Raw genomic sequence first — 18,137 nt, forward strand, 5'->3', positions numbered from 1 at the left:
TGTTCCGGCAACATACTTGTTGCGTCACTCGGCAATAACTGCAGGTGGAGTCCGCTATTTCATTGCAACGGATCAGAAAGCAACGCAACGTCAGTCATGCATTCGTTGCAATGGATGAGAAGTGAACGCTATGTCGGAAGGAGGCGGCGGCGTTCACGATCCTGCGAAGGACGGTGAACGTTCCCTCCCGGCGACCGGCGGGTCAACCCGTCCGTCCGCGCCTGCTGTCGGCCCGGTTGTCCGCGAAATCCCCCGGAATTGTCCTTGATCGGTAACGGACGCATCCCGCAGCCGCCGTTGCCCGTCTAGTGGGGTGGTCACGGAGTGGCCAGGGAAACGACGAGTAACTGCGCGGGAGCGAGGCGGACATGGCACGGCACGGCGGGCGGGGCTGGAACAGCAAGGTGCTCGGGGCGGCGCTCGGGGTGACGTTGCTCGCCGCCGGTGCCTCCGTGTGGACCGCGCAGGCCGACGCCGTCGGTGGCGCGTCGCCCAAGGCGAACACAGCGGCCGGGGCGGGCAGTGCGGTGAAGCCGGTCGCCGTGTCCATCGTGCACGCCTCGGACAAGGGGGCCCGTGGCGTCAACATCACGATCGACGACGGACCCGACCCCGTATGGACCCCCCAAGTGCTCGACGTACTGCGGGAGTACGGGGTCAAGGCCACGTTCTGCATGGTGGGGACGCAGGCGCAGGCCCACCCGGAGCTGGTGAAGCAGGTGGTCGCCGCCGGGCACCGACTGTGCGACCACTCCGTGTCCCACGACACCACCATGGACAAGAAGTCCGAGACCTACCAGTCGCAGCAGATACTCGACGCCGAGCGCATGATCACCCAGGCGTCCGGCGGTGTCCGGCCGATGTACTACCGGGCCCCCGGCGGCGCCTTCACCCCCTACAGCCGCAAGCTGGCCGCTTCCCGGGGCATGCGTCCGCTGGGCTGGAACGTGGACTCCAAGGACTTCGAGCGGCCCGGCACGGACGCCATCGTCGCCACGGTCCAACGGGAACTGCCGGGTGGTCCGACCCTCCTCTTCCACGACGCGGGCGGCGACCGTTCCCAGACCGTCGAGGCCCTGCGCCGGATCCTGCCGTCACTCAGGGAGCAGGGTTACTCCTTCGGCTTCCCCGTGCGCTGATTCCGGAAGCGGCGGGAGCGGTCCGCGAGCCTGTGGGCCGGGGGTCGGGGGTCGGGGGCCGGCCCTACTCGACGAAGTCCGGTTGCCAGGGCAGGACCCGGAAGTCGCCGGTGCCGTTCTTCACGCGCTCGAACGGCGCCGAACTCACGCACTTGGGCAGGTCCTTGGTCTCCACGGGGCTGCCCACGGAGGCCCAGCTGTAGCCCAACCGGTCATGCCGGCTCAGGTCGTGAACGGTGAAGCCCACGCGCTTGCCCTTCGCTCCCGGCAGGTCGCTGCCGGTGATGACACCGGTGGCGACCGCGACCTTCCCACCGGTGACCAGGCAGTCGATCCGCCCCCTGGCCCAGGCGCCCTCGCCGTCGAGGTAGTGGCTGAAGCGGAACGTCCCGGTGGCCTTGGCCGGGTCCGTCCGGTGCTCGGCGGCGAGATGGGCGTCGAAGGTGAAGGTGATGTCGTCTCCCAGTGTCCGGGCGAGCTTGGCGGACCCGGTCAGAGCGGCGGCCTCCCGCGGCTTGGTGGGGGAGTCGGCCCCGGGGGAGCGGCCGGACGCGGTGGCGGAGGCGGTGCACGCGACGGTGATCAGGGCGGCGACGCCTGCGGCGACACGGATGCGGGCGGAGGCTGAGGCATTGCGGCTCATCGCTGGTCCTTCCTCGTGGATGACGCCCGTACGCTGCGGGCGTTCGCCTCCCCAGCCTCCCGTGAGCTGACGGCACCTCACATCGCCCGCCGAGCTGACGTATCGCTCCCTCGCCCGGCGCACACCGCTGACCGCCGTGCGCCCGGAGAGGTACGTCCGCCTGCACCTGCGGTCCCACCCCGCACCCCGCCAGCTGTGACGCACCTACCCGTAGAGGGTGTGTGTGCCGTCCTCTCTGTCACCGGCGTGTTGTTGTTCGGACGAGGTTCCCAGCCAGTCGTCGATGCGGACGACCGCGTTCTTGACCATTGCGCGCGGGGCGCCTGACGCTTCGACCGAGACGCGGGCCGTCCCGGCGAGTTGGGCGTCGCTGAGCCCCAGGGTCGTGCGGGCGGATTCGTACTCGTCCAGCAGGCCGGCGCCGAACAGAAGCGGGTCGTCGGCGTTGAGCGTGCAGCGCACACCGGCTCGCAGCAGAAGCGGGAGGGGGTGGACGGACAGGGATCCCACGACACCGAGGGCGACGTTGGAGGTGGGGCAGACGTCCAGGACGACGCCGTCCGCCGCCAGGCGCGCGAGGAGGGCCGGATCCTCAATGGCTCGTACACCGTGGGCGATTCGTCGCGCCCCGAGCACATCGAGTGCGGAGCGCACACTCGCCGGACCGGCGAGTTCACCGGCGTGCGGAGCGGAAATCAGCCCGGCTTCACGGGCGATGGCGAATGCCTCGGCGAACGGCCCGGGAGGATGGTGGGCCTCGTCGCCGGCCAGACCGAAGGCGACCACGCCGCTGTCCGCCCGAAGTGCCGCGAGGCGGGCCGTCTCGACAGCCTGCGCGGGATCCCCGTTGCGCCGGGCGAACATCAGGACGCCGAAACCGATCCCCAGCCGGGCGGCAGTCCCGCGCCCCTCGTCGATCACCAGATCCAGCAGGTCGAGCGCGGCCTTCGGATCGTCCACGTAGGTCAGAGGATTGAGATGCGGCTCGACCCAGACCGCCCCGTCCGCGGCGGCGTCCTCGACCACCTCGCGCACCAGCCGCAGCAGGTTCTGGCGAGGGCCCTCGCGTACCAGCCGGGCGGCGGCGCGATACAGGGAGGTGAAGTCCTCGAAGGACGTGAACCCGCCCCGCGCGTCAGGCTGTTGGCCGTCCTCGTCCAGGAGTTCCCTGAACGTGGCGGGACGCATCGCGCCTTCGAGGTGGAGATGCAGATGGGCCTTGGGCAGCTGGGCCAGGTCGCGCATGGTGCCTCACCCTACGGCTGCCCGGGACGCCGTGGGGCACGTCATCCGTCCTCGGTGTCCTGCCCCTCCCAGCGCAGCAGGTCACCCGGTTGGCATTCGAGCACCTCGCACAGTGCGGCGAGCGTCGCGAAACGTACCGCCTTGGCGCGGCCGTTCTTGAGCACCGCCAGGTTGGCCGGCGTGATCCCGACGCGGTCCGCGAGCTCGCCCACGGACATCTTCCGCTTGGCCAGCATCACGTCGATGTCGACGGCGATCGGCATCAGATCACCTCGGACAGTTCGGCCTGCAGCTGCGCCGCTTCGGCGTCACGCGCGACGGCCTGGGCGAGCAGCATCCGCAGCACGTACACGATGAGAGCCACCCCCAGGATGGCCACGCCGATGCCGCCCATGATGACGCTGACGCCAGGATCGTCCCGCTGGCCCGGCGCGTTGACGGCGGTGACGGCGAACCACACGAGGGCGGCCGCCACGATCGCGCCGATCACGCCGTCGACGTACCGGAAGGCGGCGTGGGAGAACACGGTGCCGCGTCGCACCATCGTCACCAGGCGGCCCACGCACACTACGGCGACCTGGACCGACACCATGCCCAGGACCGTGATCACACGCAGCGCGGTCAGCGGGAGCGTTCCGTCCTCCGGGTCCTTCCCGCTGACCAGCGTCCACACCATCAACGCCTGTACGAGCACGGTGCCGACCAGCACCAGCAGGAGTACGGCGCGCAGCGCACCGACAGCCAGCTTTCCCATGACCTCACCCTTCCATCGACTTGCGATGGAAACCTATCGACTTTCGATAGGTTGCGCAAGGGCTGCGGATGGCGGGAGCGGCGGCGATCCCGTGTGGCGGCTATCCCGTGCGGCGGCGAGGCGCCCCCTGTTTCCTCCTCCGTCAGGCGTCCCGTGGCGCGGTGAGACGCCGGAGCAGATCGAGCAGGGTCGCGCGGTCCGTGTCGGGCAGGGCGGAGAAGCAGTCGGCGAGCACCTTGTCGGCCACCCTGCGGCCCGCCGCCAGGACCTGCTCGCCGGCCGGTGTGAGGTGGTGTTCGATGCGTCGGCCGTGTCCAGGCCGGCGCTCCACGAGCTCCTGGCCGGTGAGGCGGCCGGCGAGCGTGCCGAAGGCCTGCTCGGTCTGGAAGGTCGCCGCGGCCAGCTCGCGGGCGGATGCCCCGGGGGAGCGGCCGATCGCGCGCAGCGCGTCCCACTGGGCCAGGGTCGTGCCGACGGACTGGAGGGCGCTGTCGAGGGCCCTGTGCTGTCGGTACTGGGCCTGCTTGACCGCTCGTCCGAGTTCTTGCAGCTCACCGTGCATGCGATGAGTCTACGCCATGACCAAGCTAGCTTATATAAAGATGTTTAGTTACAGTGATGGGCATGTCCCTCAACGCGTCAGCCATGTACCCCGACCTGTCCCTCACCCTGTCCGAGGCCGGAGCGGGCAGGCCCGTCCTGATCCTGCACGGCGGTGGAGGCCCGGCCACCGTCGCCGGTCTCGCCCGGCATCTGTCCGGCGCCGCGCACACGATCACCCCCGTGCACCCCGGCTGGGACGGCACCCACCGTCCCGCTGGGCTCACCGGTGTCGACGACCTCGCGCTCGTCTACCTGAACCTTCTGCGCGAGCGCCGACTGCGCGATGTTCTCGTCGTCGGCTCCTCCCTCGGGGGCTGGGTGGCCGCCGACATGGCGTCGCGCGACAGCACGGGAAGCATCACCGGCCTCGTCCTGATCGACGCCGTGGGCATACGGGTCGAGACCGAACCGATCACCGACTTCTTCGCCCTTGACGCCCGGGGCGTCGCGGAGCACTCCTGGCACGACCCGGAGCGCTACCACCTCGATCCGGCCGACATCCCGGCCGACGAACTCGCGCGCAGACAGGCCAACATGGCCACCATGCGCATCCTCGCCGGCGACCCCTACATGCACGACCCCGCGCTGCTGCCCCGGCTGGGAGGGATCCAGGTGCCCACGCTCCTGCTCTGGGGCGAGAGCGACCGCGTCGTCACTCCCGCGTACGGCGCCGTGTACGCCGACGCGTTCGGCGACGGCCGACTGGAGGTCGTCCCCGAGGCCGGTCACCTCCCGCAGATCGAACAGCCGGACGCCACCTTCGCGCTCATCGACGCGCACCTTCGCCGGACGACCGGCACTTCGCGTCAGCATTGAGCGACTTCGCGTCAGCACTGAGCGAGCGCGCCCCCGGCGGGGAGGGGCCAGTGTCCGCACCTATGTCACCGGGCTCCCCCGTCCGCTGCTCTCTCTCGTCCTGACATCCCGGCTTTCAGGGGTGGGACGACGTGCCCTGGGTAGCCGCCTGTGTACGCAGGCCGCGCTGTACCGAAGTGGTCGTCGACCTTCCGGGGAGGACCGTCATGCCAGGCATGTTGGAGAAGATCAAGCAGTTCAGCAGGAGCCCGCAGGGGCGGCGAGCCGCTGAGCAGGTGCGCCGTGCCTCGGCCGATCCGCGCCGCCGGGCGCAGGCGCGCCAACTGCTCGGCAAGCTCCGTGGACGGAGCCGCTGAGACGGGCAGAGGTCACGCCGCCGGGTTTCCGAGCGGTCCGCGCGAGCGCTGCGCGGGCCGCTCGGAGGCGGCCGTAGGAGCGAGACCCCGCTCCCTGCATCCGTACGCACCGCCGCTGACGAAGAAGAGTGACCAGGCGTGCGCACCCGGGCCGGGGAAGGAGGCGCGTGGCGGATGACCGACCTTCGTGATCGGCTGGGCAGAGCCGTGTTCCGGCGGGTCGCCGGTCCGGACGGACCGGCCAACCGCGCCCGCATTCACGACACGCCCGGGCCCCGGTGGTTCGGCCCCGAGCGTCCCATCCGCACCGTCCATGGTGACGCGTCGATGTTCATCGGCGGACTGAGCGCTCTCCTCCTGCAGTCCCTGCATCCGACGGCCATGGCCGCGGTGTCCGCGCACTCCGGGTTCCGCGGTGATCCCTGGGGCCGCTTGCAGCGCACCAGCACCTTCCTGGCCGTCACGACCTACGGCACCGCCACCGACGCCGAGGACGCCGTCGCGCGGGTGCGGAGCATTCACGAGCGGGTGCGGGGGACGACGGCCGACGGACTCGCGTACCACGCCGCGGACCCGCACCTGCTGGGCTGGGTCCACGCCTCCGAGACCGACAGCTTCCTGCGCGCGCACGAACGCTACGGAGCCCGCCCGCTCGACGCGGCGGGGTACGACGACTACGTGGCCGACACCGCGCGGGTGGCTGAGGCCCTCGGCGTGGTGGATCCGCCCCGCGACCGCCGGGCCCTGGCCGACTGTCTGGCCTCGTACCGGCCGGAGCTGCGGGCGACCCCGGACGCCTGGGCCGCCGCCCGGTTCCTGCTGCTGCACCCACCCCTGCCGCTCGCCGTGCGGCCCTTCTACGGCGTTCTGGCGGCCAACGCGGTCGCCCTGCTTCCGCCGTGGGCACGGAGCGTGCTACGACTGCCCCGCATCCCTGTCGTGGAGGGTCTCGCCGTCCAGCCCTCGGGTCTGCTGCTGACGCACACCATCCGCTGGGCCATGACCTCGGGGGCGCGTTCCCGGACCGAGTGAGGCGAGAAAAGGGTTTCCCAAGTGGGCCACAGTCGCTTGACCGGCCCTCCCCGGCGCGCTCTCCGCCCGCCGGGCCCGCGCGTCAGGACGACTCGCGCACCACGAGACGGCAGGGGACCGTGTGCCGCCCGGGTTCCGGCTGGGCGCCGATGGCGTCGAGCAGCCGCAGGGCGGCCTGGCGGCCGATCTCGGAGAGGTTCGTGTCGATCGTGGTGAGCGGGGGCCGGCAGGCCAGGGCCATGATGTCCCAGTTGTCGTAGCCCACGATCGCGATCTTGCCCGGCACGTCCAGCCCGCTCTCGCGCAAGGTGTCGGCGACGCCCCTGGCGATCTGGTCGTTGCCGCAGAAGAACGCGTCCGTGTCCGGGGCGATGCGCAGGACCGCCTCCGCCGCGCGGCGCCCCCACGCCTCGCTCCACTCGCCGAAGTGGACACGCCCGGTGGCGAGTTCGAGCGAGGAGTGCTCCAGCAGCTCGACGGTGTGGCGGGCGCGGTCCTGGGCGGCCGCGTGGTGTGCCGGGCCGGTGACATGTGCGATCCGGGTGCGTCCGGTCGCCAGCAGATGTTCGACGGCCAGCTGTGCTCCACTGAGGTCGTCCGACACGACGGAGATGTCGTCCGGGTCCGTGGACGGCGAGAGCGCGTAGACCGTCGGGATCGGCTCGATGCCCTTCAGGGGCGGCCTCGGGTCGGTGCGGCGGCCGGTGACGATGATGCCGTCCACCCGCCGGTCCATGAGGTTGCGCAGATGATGCTGCTCGCGGATGGCGTCCCCGCGGGTGTCGCACAGCAGCACCGAGATCTTCCCGGCGCCGAGCGCGTCCTCGGCGCCGAGCAGGACGGGGGTGCTGAAGCGGCCGATGCCGTCGGTCGTCATCAGGCCGACGGTCCAGCTGCGGCCCGTGTGCAGGCTCTGCGCGTGCTGGTTGGGACGGAAGTCGAGCTGCTCCACGGCGGCCAGGACCCGTTGCCGTGTCTCGGGCCGCATCCTGCCGTTGCCGTTGAGCGCCTTGGAGGCCGTTCCGACACTGACGCCGGCCAGCTTGGCCACATCGGCGAGCTTTGCCCGTCCGGCGGCAGGGGAATCCGGAGCAGCGGTCACGCGCAATCCTTTTCCTGAAGAGGGTCGGCGCTGTACATCCTGGCACCGTTCCCGCGCACGGGCCAGTCCTGCCCGGGGCCAGGAAAATACTCGGTCGTACCTCTTGACTCGTACGCACCAGCTCTCTACTTTTCCGGCAGAAAAACGTTTTCCCAAGTGAGTCCGGAAAGCGGGCCACCGCCTGCCCGACGCTGCCGACACCGTGGCACCGGAAGTGCACCGTATCCCCGGCCCGCGCCCCATCCAACTGTTCGGAGAGCCATGCCCGACGCTCGTTCCGCCGTGCCCTCCTTCGAGTCCCCGGCCCCGTCCGGACAACCGGCCGCTCCCGTGGGCCCGGTCCGTCCGGGACCGGCCGCCAAGGCCGCGCTCGCCCCCGCCGCCGCCGAGGTGCGGGGCGGTTTCTGGAGCACCCGGCGCCGGGTGAACGGCGGGACATCCATTCCTCAGGGTCCCGGACTGCTGGAGTCCGCCGGAAACCTGAACAACCTGCGGGTGGTGGCCGGCCTCGCGGAGGGCGAGTTCCAGGGCGGCTACCCGTTCGTGGACTCCGACGTCTACAAGTGGCTGGAGGCCGCGTCCTGGCAGCTGGCGGGGCGGGCTCCCGAGGAGGACGGCCCGCTCGCGGCGGAGGTGGAGCGCATCGTCTCCCTGGTCGCGGACGCCCAGCAGCCCGACGGCTATCTGAACACCTGGTTCCAGCTCCTCAAGGGCGGCGAGCGCTACCAGAACCTGCGCTGGAGCCACGAGTTGTACTGCGCGGGCCACCTCATCCAGGCCGGCGTCGCCCACCACCGGGCCACCGGACGCCGTGAACTCCTCGACGTGGCGGTGCGGTTCGCCGACCACATCGACTCGGTCTTCGGCCCGCCCGGCAGCGGCAAGCCGATCGACGGCGTCGACGGCCATCCCGAGGTCGAGACCGCCCTGGTCGAGCTGTACCGGGAGACGGGGGAGCGCCGCTACCTGGACCTCGCCGGCTACTTCGTCGACCGCTTCGGCCACGGCCTGCTGGGCGGCGAGGCGTACTGCCAGGACCGCGTCCCGCTGCGCGAGGCGACCGACGTCGAGGGGCACGCCGTACGGCAGTTGTACCTGCTGGCGGCCGCGACCGACCTGGCGACGGAGAACGGGGACGCGGAACTGCGCGCCGTCACGGAACGGCTGTGGGCCGCGATGACCGCCGCCAAGACCCATCTCACGGGAGGCCTCGGCGCCCACCACGAGGAGGAGGACTTCGGTGACCCGTACGAACTGCCCAACGAGCGTGCCTACTGCGAGACCTGTGCCGCCATCGCCTCGATCCAGTGGAGCTGGCGCATGGCCCTGCTCACCGGCGAGACCCGCTACGGCGACCTGATCGAGCGCACCCTGTTCAACGGCTTCCTGGCCGGCGTGTCGCTGGACGGCGAGCGCTGGCTGTACGTCAACCCGCTCCAGGTCCGCGACGGCCACACCGACCCCGGCGGCGACCAGTCGGCCCGCCGCACCCGCTGGTTCCGCTGCGCCTGCTGCCCGCCCAACGTGATGCGGCTGCTGGCCTCCCTGGAGCACTACCTCGCCTCCAGCGACGGCAGCGGCCTCCAGATCCACCAGTACGTCACCGGCCGCTACACCGGCGAGCTCGACGGAACCCCGGTCGCGGTGAGCGCCGAGACCGACTACCCCTGGCAGGGCACGATCGCCTTCACGGTCGAGGAGACCCCGGCCGACCGGCCCTGGACCCTCTCCCTGCGCATCCCCCAGTGGTGCGGCACCTACCGGGTCCGGTGCGCGGACACGGTGTACGACCGGACGGACGCGCCCGTCACCGACGGCTGGCTGCGTCTGGAGCGGACCTGGGCACCGGGCGACCGGGTCGTGCTCGAACTCTCGCTGGCCCCACGGCTCACCGCTGCCGATCCCCGGGTGGACGCCGTGCGCGGCTGCGTCGCCATCGAGCGCGGACCGCTCGTGTACTGCCTGGAGGGGCTCGACCATCCCGGCGGCGGTCTCGACGACATCGTCCTGGACCCCGGCGTCCCGCTCGCCGATGCGCACCGCCCCGACCTGCTGGGCGGCGTGACCACCGTGACGGCCGCCGGGCACCGCCGGCCCCGTGCCGAGAACGGCTGGTGGCCCTACGCCCCCGCCGAGGCCCAGGCCCCCGCGACGGAACCCGCTCCCGTCGAACTCACCGCCGTGCCCTACTACGCGTGGGCCAACCGCCAGGACGGCAGCATGCGGGTCTGGCTGCCCACCCTCTGAGCCCGACCGACAACCCGCTGGGCCTCCAGGGCCCTCCGCACACCCCGCACCGCCCCTCCCGATGAGCCGTCCCAAGACAACGAGGTCGCCGTGAGAAACACCCGTCGCACCCTGATATGCGCCGTCGCCACCGTCGGCGCGCTCACCTCCGTCGCCGCCTGCGGAGGCGGTTCCGACTCCTCCGCCTCCGGGACCGGCGGCTCCGGCGGGACGTACACCTTCTGGGACCCGTACCCGCAGTTCGACGCCTCGTCGGCGTGGGGAAAGCTGGTCGGCAAGTGCGGCACCGAGGCCGGGGTCAAGGTCAAGCGCACCGCGATGGACACCACGGACCTGGGCAACAAGGCCCTGCTCGCCGCCCAGCAGGGCAACGCCCCCGACGTGATGCTCGTCGACAACCCGGTCGTCTCCACGCTGGTGGAGGCGGGCATCCTCAACAAGACCGGCGATCTCGGCCTGGACACCAAGTCGATCCAGAAGAACATCCTCGGCGCGGGCGAGATCGACGGCTCCTCCTACGGTGTCCCGATCGGCGCCAACACCCTCGCCCTCTACTACAACAAGAAGGTCCTCGCCGCCGCGGGCGTCGACCCGGCCTCCGTCAAGGACTGGAACTCGCTCACCGCCGCCCTGAAGAAGGTGAAGGCGGCCGGCAAGAAGGGCATCACCTTCTCCGCCATCAACACCGAGGAGGGCAGCTTCCAGTTCCTGCCCTGGTTCTGGGGCGCCGGCGGCGACCTCACCCAGCTCGACTCGGCCAAGGGCGTCGCCGCGCTGTCCCTGTGGAAGGGCTGGGTCGACGACGGCCTGGCTCCCAAGGACGTCCTGCAGAACACCCAGACCACCAGCTGGCAGGAGTTCGCCACCGGCACGTACGCGTTCGGCGAGAACGGCACCTGGCAGCTCGGCAACGCCGACAAGGCCGGCTTCGACTACGGCGTCATCAGCATCCCCGGCCAGAGCGGCGGAGCGGCACCGGTGCCGACCGGCGGCGAGTTCGTCACCGTCCCCATCCAGAAGGACAGCGGACGCTACGACGTCACCAAGAAGATCGTCACCTGCCTGACCAGCTCCGCCAACCTCCTGGCCACGGACACGACCCTGGCCTACGTCGCTCCCACCGCGGCGGTGCAGACCGAGCAGGTCAAGGCGAACCCCGAACTGAAGCCGTGGGTCGACGCGGTGGCCGCGGCGCGGGGGCGCACCAGCGGCGGCCTGGGCACCAAGTACCCCACCATCTCGCAGCCGATGTGGACGGCCGTGCAGAGCGCCCTGTCCGGGGGCCAGAGCCCGCAGGCCGCTCTCGACGCCGCCCAGAAGGCCGCGGACAAGGGCGGGAGCTGACCCTCGACGCCCCAGCGGCACCTTCCGGGGTCCTGTCCCCGGCCGCCGCACGGCACTCGCCACCGCCCGGGCACCCGCACCGGTCCCGGGCGGGCCACCCCCTCCAGGAGTCCGCATGACCCTCGCCCGCGTCGACCGCCGCGCCCCGCGGTCCCCGGCCAGGCCCCGGGAAACCGGCACCGCCGACCCGGCGGACGGTCCGGCCCTGCGGCGCCACCGGCGCCGCAGGAACCGGCTGACCGCACTGGCGTTCCTCGCGCCGCTGGCCCTCTACCTGGCCGCGTTCTACGTCTATCCCCTGTACCGCAACCTCGACCTGAGCCTGCGCGACTACACGGTCCGGTCGTTCGTCGCGGGCGACGCGCCGTTCTCCGGGCTGGACAACTTCAGGACCGTCCTGGACGATCCCACCTTCGGTCCGGCGATGCGCCACACCATGATCTTCACCTTCGTGTCGATCGCCTTCCAGTACGGTGCCGGGCTCGCCCTCGCGGTCTTCTTCAACCGGCACTTCCGGCTGGCCGCCACGCTCCGGGCGCTGTTCCTGATCCCCTGGCTGCTGCCGCTGATCGTGTCGGCGTCGACCTGGTCGTGGATGCTCAACAGCGAGTCCGGAGTCCTCAACCACGCCCTGCGCACGGTGGGCGTGGCCCCGGTCGACTGGCTCAACTCGCCGCACTGGGCCCTGACCTCGGTCATCATCGCCAACATCTGGATCGGCATCCCGTTCAACCTGGTCATCCTCTACAGCGGGTTGCAGAACATCCCCGGCGAGCTCTACGAGGCGGCCTCCCTGGACGGGGCGAGTGCCTGGCAGCAGTTCCGGCGGATCACCTTTCCGCTGCTGCGGCCGGTCTCCGCGATCACGCTGCTGCTGGGTCTCGTCTACACCCTGAAGGTGTTCGACCTGATCTGGATCATGACCAAGGGCGGTCCCAGCGACGCCTCCTCCACGCTGGCGACCTGGTCCTACCAGCTCGGCTTCGGCTCCCTGCTCCCGAAGTTCGGTCCCGGGGCCGCCGTCGGCAACATCCTCATCCTCATCGCCCTCGTCTTCGGACTGCTCTACATCCGCGTCCAGAGGAGGCAGGAAGCATGAAGTCCCGTACGGGAAAGCGCCGTTACACCGTCATCGGCCTCCTGCTGACCGCCGTGATGCTGTTCCCGGTCTACTGGATGATCAACGTGTCCCTGACCCCGCAGCAGGACATGCGCAAGAGCCCGCCCGACCTGCTGCCCCTGCACCCGACTTTCGAGGGCTACCGCGCCGTCCTCGACGACCAGATGCCCTATCTCGGCACCAGCCTGCTCATCGGTGCCGGCACGGTCGTTCTCACCCTGCTGCTCGCCGCCCCGGCCGGCTTCGCGCTGGCCAAGCTCCGCCCTCCGGGCGGGGGTCTCCTCGGTCTCGCCCTGCTGGTCGCCCAGATGATCCCCGGCATCGTCATGGCGATGGGCTTCTACGGCATATTCCTCGACCTGGGACTGCTGAACTCCTGGTGGGGCCTGATCATCGCCGACTCCACCATCGCGGTGCCGTTCGGCGTCATGATCTTCACGGCGTTCATGTCGGGCATCCCCGGTGAGCTGATCGCCGCGGCCCGGATCGACGGGGCCGGGACCTTCCGCACCTTCCGGTCCGTGGTGCTCCCGGTGAGCCGCAACGCGCTCGTCACGGTCTCGCTGTTCAGCTTCCTGTGGGCCTGGTCCGACTTCGTCTTCGCCAACACCCTCGACGGCGGCGGCGACCTGCGTCCGATCACCCTCGGCATCTACCACTACATCGGCAACAACAACCAGGAATGGAACGCGATCATGGCCACCGCCGTCGTCGCGTCGCTGCCGGCCGCGGTGCTGCTCGTCCTCGCCCAGCGCTATGTGGCCGCCGGAGTGACCGCGGGCGCGGTCAAGGACTGAACCACGGTGCCTGCCGCCCCCGGCCCACCGGCCGGGCGGGGCCGAGCTCCACCCTGCCCTGCAGCGTTCCCGGCGGTGACCCCTCACCGGGTCGCTGCCCCCACGCAACCGGTCGGACGGTCCCCGGGCCGTCCACAGCGCACCCACCCACCCACATGTCCTGACCCAGACTTCAGGAGAGCCGCCGATGTCGTCGTCCCCGATCCCCCGCCGCCGCTCCAGAATCCCGCTCGGCCGCGGTACCGCCGCCGTCCTCGCCACGGCGCTGGCCGCCGGCGCCGTCGCCCTGACCGGCGGATCCGCCGCGGCCGTGCCCACCTCGTCCACCACCCTGGTGGTCAACGCCGCGCAGACCCTGCGGTCCGTCACCCACGTCGGCACCGGCAGCCTCTACGGCCTCGCCGACAACAGCACACCGGCCGACAGCCTGGTCACGGCGCTGAAGCCGAACACCTTCATCCAGATGGCACCCGGCGGCAGCCAGCTGCCCAACGGCGAGCCCGCTCCCGCGGGCGACTCCCTCAAGGTGGCCGCGAAGGCGGCCCGGGCGGGCGCCAAGGTCGTCGTGCGGATGCCGGACTGGTACCCGAACTTCCCCTACAAGTGGGTGAGTTGGAGCGACTGGCTGTCCGCCGTCGACAAGCAGGTGGCCTCCGTGAAGGCCTCCGGTGCCACCAACATCAGCGCCTACGCGCTGTGGAACGAACCCGACTGGACCTGGGACACCACCAACGCCGGTGCGTTCAACGCGGGTTGGGCGCGCACGTTCAAGGAGGTCCGCGCCAAGGACGCCACGACGCCGATCCAGGGCCCGAGCTACTCGGCGTGGAACCAGTCCTGGATGAGCTCCTTCCTCACCGACGCGAAGGCCTCCGGCACGGTCCCCGATGTCATCGCCTGGCACGAGCTCCAGGGCAGCCAGGACATCGCCGCGCACGTCTCCGCGTACCGCGCGCTGGAGTCGAGCCTCGGGATCAGCCCGCGGCCGATCGACATCGAGGAGTACGGCACGCCCTCCGAGATGGGCAACTCCGGTGCCCTCATCGGCTACGCCGCCAAATTCGAGCGGACCGGCGTACGGGACGCGGAGCTCGCCTTCTGGAACCACTACGGCACCCTCGGCGACACCCTGACCGACACCGGCGGATCGCCCAACGGGTCCTACTGGACGTACAAGTGGTACGGCGACATGTCCGGCTCCATGCTGGCCACCACGCCCCCCGCCCAGACCGGAATCGACGGCCTCGCCTCGCGCAACGGCTCGGGCAACCAGATCAGCGTCCTCGCCGGCGGATGCGCCGGCGCCTGTGCCGTGACGGTCAACGGCCTGAACTCCCTGTCCGCCTTCGGCAGCACCGTCCACGTGAAGCTGGAGTACAGCCCCGGCACCGGCCGCACCACCGCCTCCTCCGGCCCGATCACGATCTCCGACACCGACTACAGCGTCAGCAACGGCTCCGTCACCGTGCCCGTCACCATGAACGCCACCGACGGCTACCACCTGGTGATCACCCCGAGCGGCACCAGCACCTCGCTGGCCGGGCGCTACCAGATCACCAACAGGAACAGCGGACTAGCACTGGACACCCTCAACGCGGGCACCGCCCAGGGCACTTCGGTCGTCCAGGCCGCGTCCACCACCGGCACCGACCAGAACTGGACCCTCGTGTCCGCCGGTTCGGGCCTCTACAAGATCGTCAACCAGAAGAGCGGGCTGCTGCTGGGCATCACCAACGCGGGCACCGGGGACGGCGGCACCGCCCTGATCTGGGGCGACAACGGCACCGCCGACCATCTCTGGCAGTTCGTCCCGGCCCGCGACGGCTACTACAAGATCGCCAACTACAACAGCGGCCGCCTGCTCGGAGTGGACCAGATGAGCACGTCCTCCGGCGCGCAGGTCCTGCAGTGGTCCGACAACGGCACCGCCGACCATCTGTGGAGACTGACCGCTCGCTGACCCACCCGGGCCCCGCGCAGGCCGACGATCCGGCCGGCGCGGGGCTCCCCCGTCTCCGGTGAGGTCACGTGCCGGCCGGCGCCGCCTGTGCCGTCTCCTCCGGCGTCGCGTAGTCCTCCGTGATCTCCTTCGGGCCGAACGGCCACACCTTCTCGAAGCGGGCCCACAGGACGAACGCCACACAGCCGAGGGCCAGCCAGGCCAGCGACCACTCGATGGGGTGGCGGCCCGGCGAGTTCTTGTCGGCGTAGCCGTAGATCACGCACCAGCCGACGAAGGCGATGACGCTCGGCACCGGGTAGAGCCACATCCGGTACGGCCGCTTCAGCGTCGGCCGGCGCCTGCGCAGCACGCTCAACGCCACGATCTGGGCCAGCGCCTGCACGATGACCATCACCGTCGTGAGGAGCTGGATCAGGGTCGCCAGGTCGGTGTGACGGCCGATCAGGAACCCGATCGCCGTGATCACACCCATCGTCGCGAGGCCCAGGGTCGGGAAGCGGTGCTGGGGGTGCAGCTTGGCGTAGGGGCGGAAGAAGACCCGGTCGCGGGCCGCGTCGTAGGGCACGCGCGAGCCGCCGAGCAGGCCGGTGAAGACCGACGCGAAGGCCGTGATGAGGATGAGGACGGTGACGGTGTCGGCGGCCCCCTTGCCCCAGGTCTCCTCCAGTACCGCCGAGGCCACCGAGGTGGAGGCGATGTCCTTGGCGTCCGTCATCCGGTGCCAGTCGATCACGCCCAGTGTGCCGATCTGCAACAGCAGGTAGATCGCCATGATGCCGAGGATGGAGAAGATGATCGAGCGGGGCAGATTGCGGCCCGGGTCCTTGATCTCCGCGCCCATGTAGGCCGTGGTGTTGTAGCCGAGGTAGTCGTAGATGCCGATGGTCAGGCCACCCGCGAAGCCGATCCAGAACGTGTTGCTGCCCAGGTCGAAGGCGTGCGCCGGGTAGGTGAAGGCCAGATGGGCGCTGAAGTCGGTCGCCGCGGCCACGATGACCAGGAGCACCGAGGTGATCATGACCGCCCACATCACGGCCGTGATCCGCGCGATGTGCTCGATGCCCCGCCACAGCAGCACCACGACCAGGGCGATGACGCCCAGGCCGATCAGATCGCCCGAGGTCCGTCCCAGGTCGGGGGCGAGGTAGCCCAGGTACTGGACGAAACCGACCACGCCGGTCGACATGATCAGCGGGATGAAGAGCATCGCCGTCCAGACGAACAGGAACGGCATCAGACGGCCGGTGCGGTACTGGAAGGCCTGGCGCAGATAGACGTAGCTGCCGCCGGAGCCGGGCATCGCCGCGCCCATCTCGGCCCACACCAGCCCGTCGGCCAGTGCGAGGACCGCGCCCGCGACGAATCCGACCACGGCCTGGGGTCCGCCGAACGCGGCGACCATCAGCGGGATCGTGACGAACGGGCCGATGCCGCACATCTGGCTCATGTTGATGGCCGTGGCCTGGAACAGGCCGACGCGGCGGACGAAACCACCGCTGGGCGGCGGGCTACCGGACATGAGGGCTCCTGGAGTGTGAGGCGCGAGGGAGTGAGACGCGGCGTGCGGGCCGGTATCCGGTGTCTGTTGGCCGATAAAGTTAAGGAGACTTACTTGATGCGTCAAGAGGGGGCCCGCCGTGCGTGAGAATGGTGCGATGGCCGCCGGTGACGTCGTGGAGCAACAGGACCAGCCCTGGAACCGGCAGCGGCTGCGCAGCACCAACGAGCGCCTGCTGCTGGAGCGGCTGCGCGCGGACGGCCCCACGTCCCGGGCCCAGCTCGCCCGGGGGACGGGCCTGTCCAAGCCGACCGTCTCCAGCGCCCTCGCCGCCCTGGAGTCGGCCGGACTGGTCCGCGAGGTGGGCACCCACGTACCCGAGCGGGGTCGGACGGCGGTGCTGTACGCGCCCGATCCGGCGGCCGGTCATGTGCTCGGCGTCGACATCGGCCGCAGCTGGCTGCGGGTGGCCGTGGCCGACCTGGACGGCACCGTCGTCGCCCGCTCCGACGTGCGCAACCAGGCCCGCAGCTCGGGAGCCATGGCCGACCTGGTGGTGTCGACGGCCCGGCAGGTGGTCGCCGACTCGGGTGTGGCGCCGGTGGAGGTGGTGCACGCGGTGGTGGGCACGCCCGGTGTGTACGACGAGGAGCACCGCCGGGTGCGGTACGCGATGCATCTGCCGGGCTGGGGGCGGGCCGGGCTCTTCGACCGGATGCGCGAGGAACTCGGTGTCCCGCTGGAGGTGCACAACGACGCCAATCTCGCGGCCCTCGGCGAGTACACGTACGGCGTCGGGGCGGGCAGCCGGCTGTTCGCGTACATCCTCATCGGTACCGGTCTGGGCATGGGCGTGGTGGCCGACGGGCGGTTGTTCACGGGTGCGCACGGTCTCGCCGGGGAGATCGGGTTCCTGCCGTGGCCGGGGCAGCAGAAGCCGGAGCGGCTGGAGGACGCGGTCTCGGGCGTGGCGGTGGTGGAGGCGGCGCGCCGGTTCGGCATGCGGGGACAGCTCACGGCGAAGTCCGTGTTCGACGCGGCCCGGCAGGGAGACGACGCGGCGGTCCGGGCGGTCCGGCTGGAGGGTGAGCGCATCGCCCACACGGTTGCCGTGGCGGCGGCCGTGCTCGACCCGGATCTCGTGGTCCTGGGCGGCGGGGTCGGGCACAGTGTGGACCTCCTGCTGAAGCCGGTGCGCGACAACCTCAGGGCCCTGACCCCGCTGCGTCCGAAGCTCGCTCCGAGCCGGCTGGGCGAGGACGCGGTACTGCTCGGAGCGGTGGCGACGGCCCTCGGGACCGCCCGGGAGGTCGTGTTCGAGCGCCGGTCGGCGGTGTCCTGAGCGGTCCGGTTGCGGGCCGTTCTGATCGAGAGGCCGTACCGCGCCGTGCGGGGGTTCACGGTTGCGGCGGGGGCGCGGGGGGCCGGCGCACCACCCGGGTCGGAGCGACGAACGGCCGCCGGATGACGTCGAGTTC

General features: G+C 70.8%; 17 protein-coding genes. 10 read left to right on the forward strand and 7 right to left on the reverse strand.

Annotation, left to right across the window (positions count from 1 at the left end; genetic code table 11):
* Positions 1 to 368 precede the first annotated feature (368 nt).
* On the forward strand, positions 369 to 1,139 hold the full coding sequence (locus AQI94_RS41355; RefSeq protein ID WP_031055373.1) for a polysaccharide deacetylase family protein: 771 nt from the start codon (positions 369 to 371) through the stop codon (positions 1,137 to 1,139).
* 64 nt (positions 1,140 to 1,203) lie between these two features.
* Here AQI94_RS41355 and AQI94_RS41360 read toward each other — a convergent pair whose 3' ends face one another.
* From AQI94_RS41360 to AQI94_RS41380, 5 genes are all read right to left on the reverse strand, one after another.
* On the reverse strand, positions 1,204 to 1,782 hold the full coding sequence (locus AQI94_RS41360; RefSeq protein ID WP_031055376.1) for a hypothetical protein: 579 nt from the start codon (positions 1,780 to 1,782) through the stop codon (positions 1,204 to 1,206).
* Positions 1,783 to 1,986: 204 nt separating this feature from the next.
* The gene (add, locus tag AQI94_RS41365) at positions 1,987 to 3,027 is read right to left on the reverse strand and encodes an adenosine deaminase (protein ID WP_051832667.1); all 1,041 of its coding nucleotides are present in this window, start codon (positions 3,025 to 3,027) and stop codon (positions 1,987 to 1,989) included.
* Between the two features lie 41 nt (positions 3,028 to 3,068).
* Positions 3,069 to 3,290, reverse strand: coding sequence for a helix-turn-helix domain-containing protein (locus AQI94_RS41370; protein WP_031055381.1), 222 nt, complete (start codon positions 3,288 to 3,290; stop codon positions 3,069 to 3,071).
* On the reverse strand, positions 3,290 to 3,781 hold the full coding sequence (locus tag AQI94_RS41375) for a DUF2975 domain-containing protein (protein WP_031055385.1): 492 nt from the start codon (positions 3,779 to 3,781) through the stop codon (positions 3,290 to 3,292). The genes AQI94_RS41370 and AQI94_RS41375 overlap by 1 nt, the downstream gene beginning before the upstream one ends.
* Positions 3,782 to 3,923: 142 nt before the next feature.
* A complete protein-coding gene (locus AQI94_RS41380; protein WP_031055388.1) occupies positions 3,924 to 4,343 on the reverse strand; it encodes a MarR family winged helix-turn-helix transcriptional regulator in 420 nt (139 codons plus the stop codon).
* Positions 4,344 to 4,405: 62 nt separating this feature from the next.
* Between AQI94_RS41380 and AQI94_RS41385 the strand changes: the two genes are divergently transcribed.
* The 3 genes from AQI94_RS41385 (at position 4,406) to AQI94_RS41390 (ending at position 6,588) form a co-directional block, all read left to right on the forward strand.
* Complete coding sequence (locus AQI94_RS41385; protein ID WP_031055391.1) at positions 4,406 to 5,200, forward strand: alpha/beta fold hydrolase; 795 nt, start codon at positions 4,406 to 4,408, stop codon at positions 5,198 to 5,200.
* Between the two features lie 206 nt (positions 5,201 to 5,406).
* A complete protein-coding gene (locus AQI94_RS45260) occupies positions 5,407 to 5,556 on the forward strand; it encodes a hypothetical protein (RefSeq protein WP_167348048.1) in 150 nt (49 codons plus the stop codon).
* Positions 5,557 to 5,730: 174 nt separating this feature from the next.
* A complete protein-coding gene (locus AQI94_RS41390) occupies positions 5,731 to 6,588 on the forward strand; it encodes an oxygenase MpaB family protein (protein WP_031055392.1) in 858 nt (285 codons plus the stop codon).
* A gap of 82 nt (positions 6,589 to 6,670) precedes the next feature.
* Here the strand turns inward: AQI94_RS41390 and AQI94_RS41395 are convergent, their stop codons facing one another.
* Complete coding sequence (locus AQI94_RS41395) at positions 6,671 to 7,690, reverse strand: LacI family DNA-binding transcriptional regulator (protein ID WP_031055395.1); 1,020 nt, start codon at positions 7,688 to 7,690, stop codon at positions 6,671 to 6,673.
* Between the two features lie 261 nt (positions 7,691 to 7,951).
* On the opposite strand from AQI94_RS41395, the gene AQI94_RS41400 reads away from it, so the two are divergent.
* The 5 genes from AQI94_RS41400 to AQI94_RS46360 all read left to right on the forward strand — a co-directional run bounded on the left by AQI94_RS41400 (position 7,952) and on the right by AQI94_RS46360 (position 15,158).
* Positions 7,952 to 9,937, forward strand: a complete 1,986-nt coding sequence (locus AQI94_RS41400; protein WP_031055397.1) for a glycoside hydrolase family 127 protein — start codon at positions 7,952 to 7,954, stop codon at positions 9,935 to 9,937.
* Between the two features lie 90 nt (positions 9,938 to 10,027).
* A complete protein-coding gene (locus AQI94_RS41405; protein WP_031055400.1) occupies positions 10,028 to 11,281 on the forward strand; it encodes a sugar ABC transporter substrate-binding protein in 1,254 nt (417 codons plus the stop codon).
* A 115-nt stretch (positions 11,282 to 11,396) separates the two neighbouring features.
* Positions 11,397 to 12,380: a carbohydrate ABC transporter permease gene (locus AQI94_RS41410; protein ID WP_031055402.1), complete on the forward strand. Its 984-nt coding sequence runs from the start codon at positions 11,397 to 11,399 to the stop codon at positions 12,378 to 12,380.
* The gene (locus AQI94_RS41415; protein ID WP_031055405.1) at positions 12,377 to 13,198 is read left to right on the forward strand and encodes a carbohydrate ABC transporter permease; all 822 of its coding nucleotides are present in this window, start codon (positions 12,377 to 12,379) and stop codon (positions 13,196 to 13,198) included. Before AQI94_RS41410 ends, AQI94_RS41415 begins: the two co-directional genes overlap by 4 nt.
* A gap of 187 nt (positions 13,199 to 13,385) precedes the next feature.
* Positions 13,386 to 15,158 carry an RICIN domain-containing protein gene (locus AQI94_RS46360; RefSeq protein ID WP_031055408.1) on the forward strand — a complete coding sequence of 591 codons (1,773 nt, stop codon included), beginning with the start codon at positions 13,386 to 13,388 and terminating at the stop codon, positions 15,156 to 15,158.
* Positions 15,159 to 15,222: 64 nt separating this feature from the next.
* Here AQI94_RS46360 and AQI94_RS41425 read toward each other — a convergent pair whose 3' ends face one another.
* The gene (locus tag AQI94_RS41425; protein ID WP_031055411.1) at positions 15,223 to 16,680 is read right to left on the reverse strand and encodes an APC family permease; all 1,458 of its coding nucleotides are present in this window, start codon (positions 16,678 to 16,680) and stop codon (positions 15,223 to 15,225) included.
* A 136-nt stretch (positions 16,681 to 16,816) separates the two neighbouring features.
* On the opposite strand from AQI94_RS41425, the gene AQI94_RS41430 reads away from it, so the two are divergent.
* Entirely contained in the window at positions 16,817 to 18,001 is a 1,185-nt protein-coding gene (locus tag AQI94_RS41430) for an ROK family transcriptional regulator (protein ID WP_031055414.1), read from the forward strand.
* Positions 18,002 to 18,137: the final 136 nt, after the last annotated feature.

Origin of the sequence: Streptomyces pseudovenezuelae, from assembly GCF_001513955.1 — a bacterium.
In the GTDB taxonomy this organism is placed as follows: domain Bacteria; phylum Actinomycetota; class Actinomycetes; order Streptomycetales; family Streptomycetaceae; genus Streptomyces; species Streptomyces pseudovenezuelae.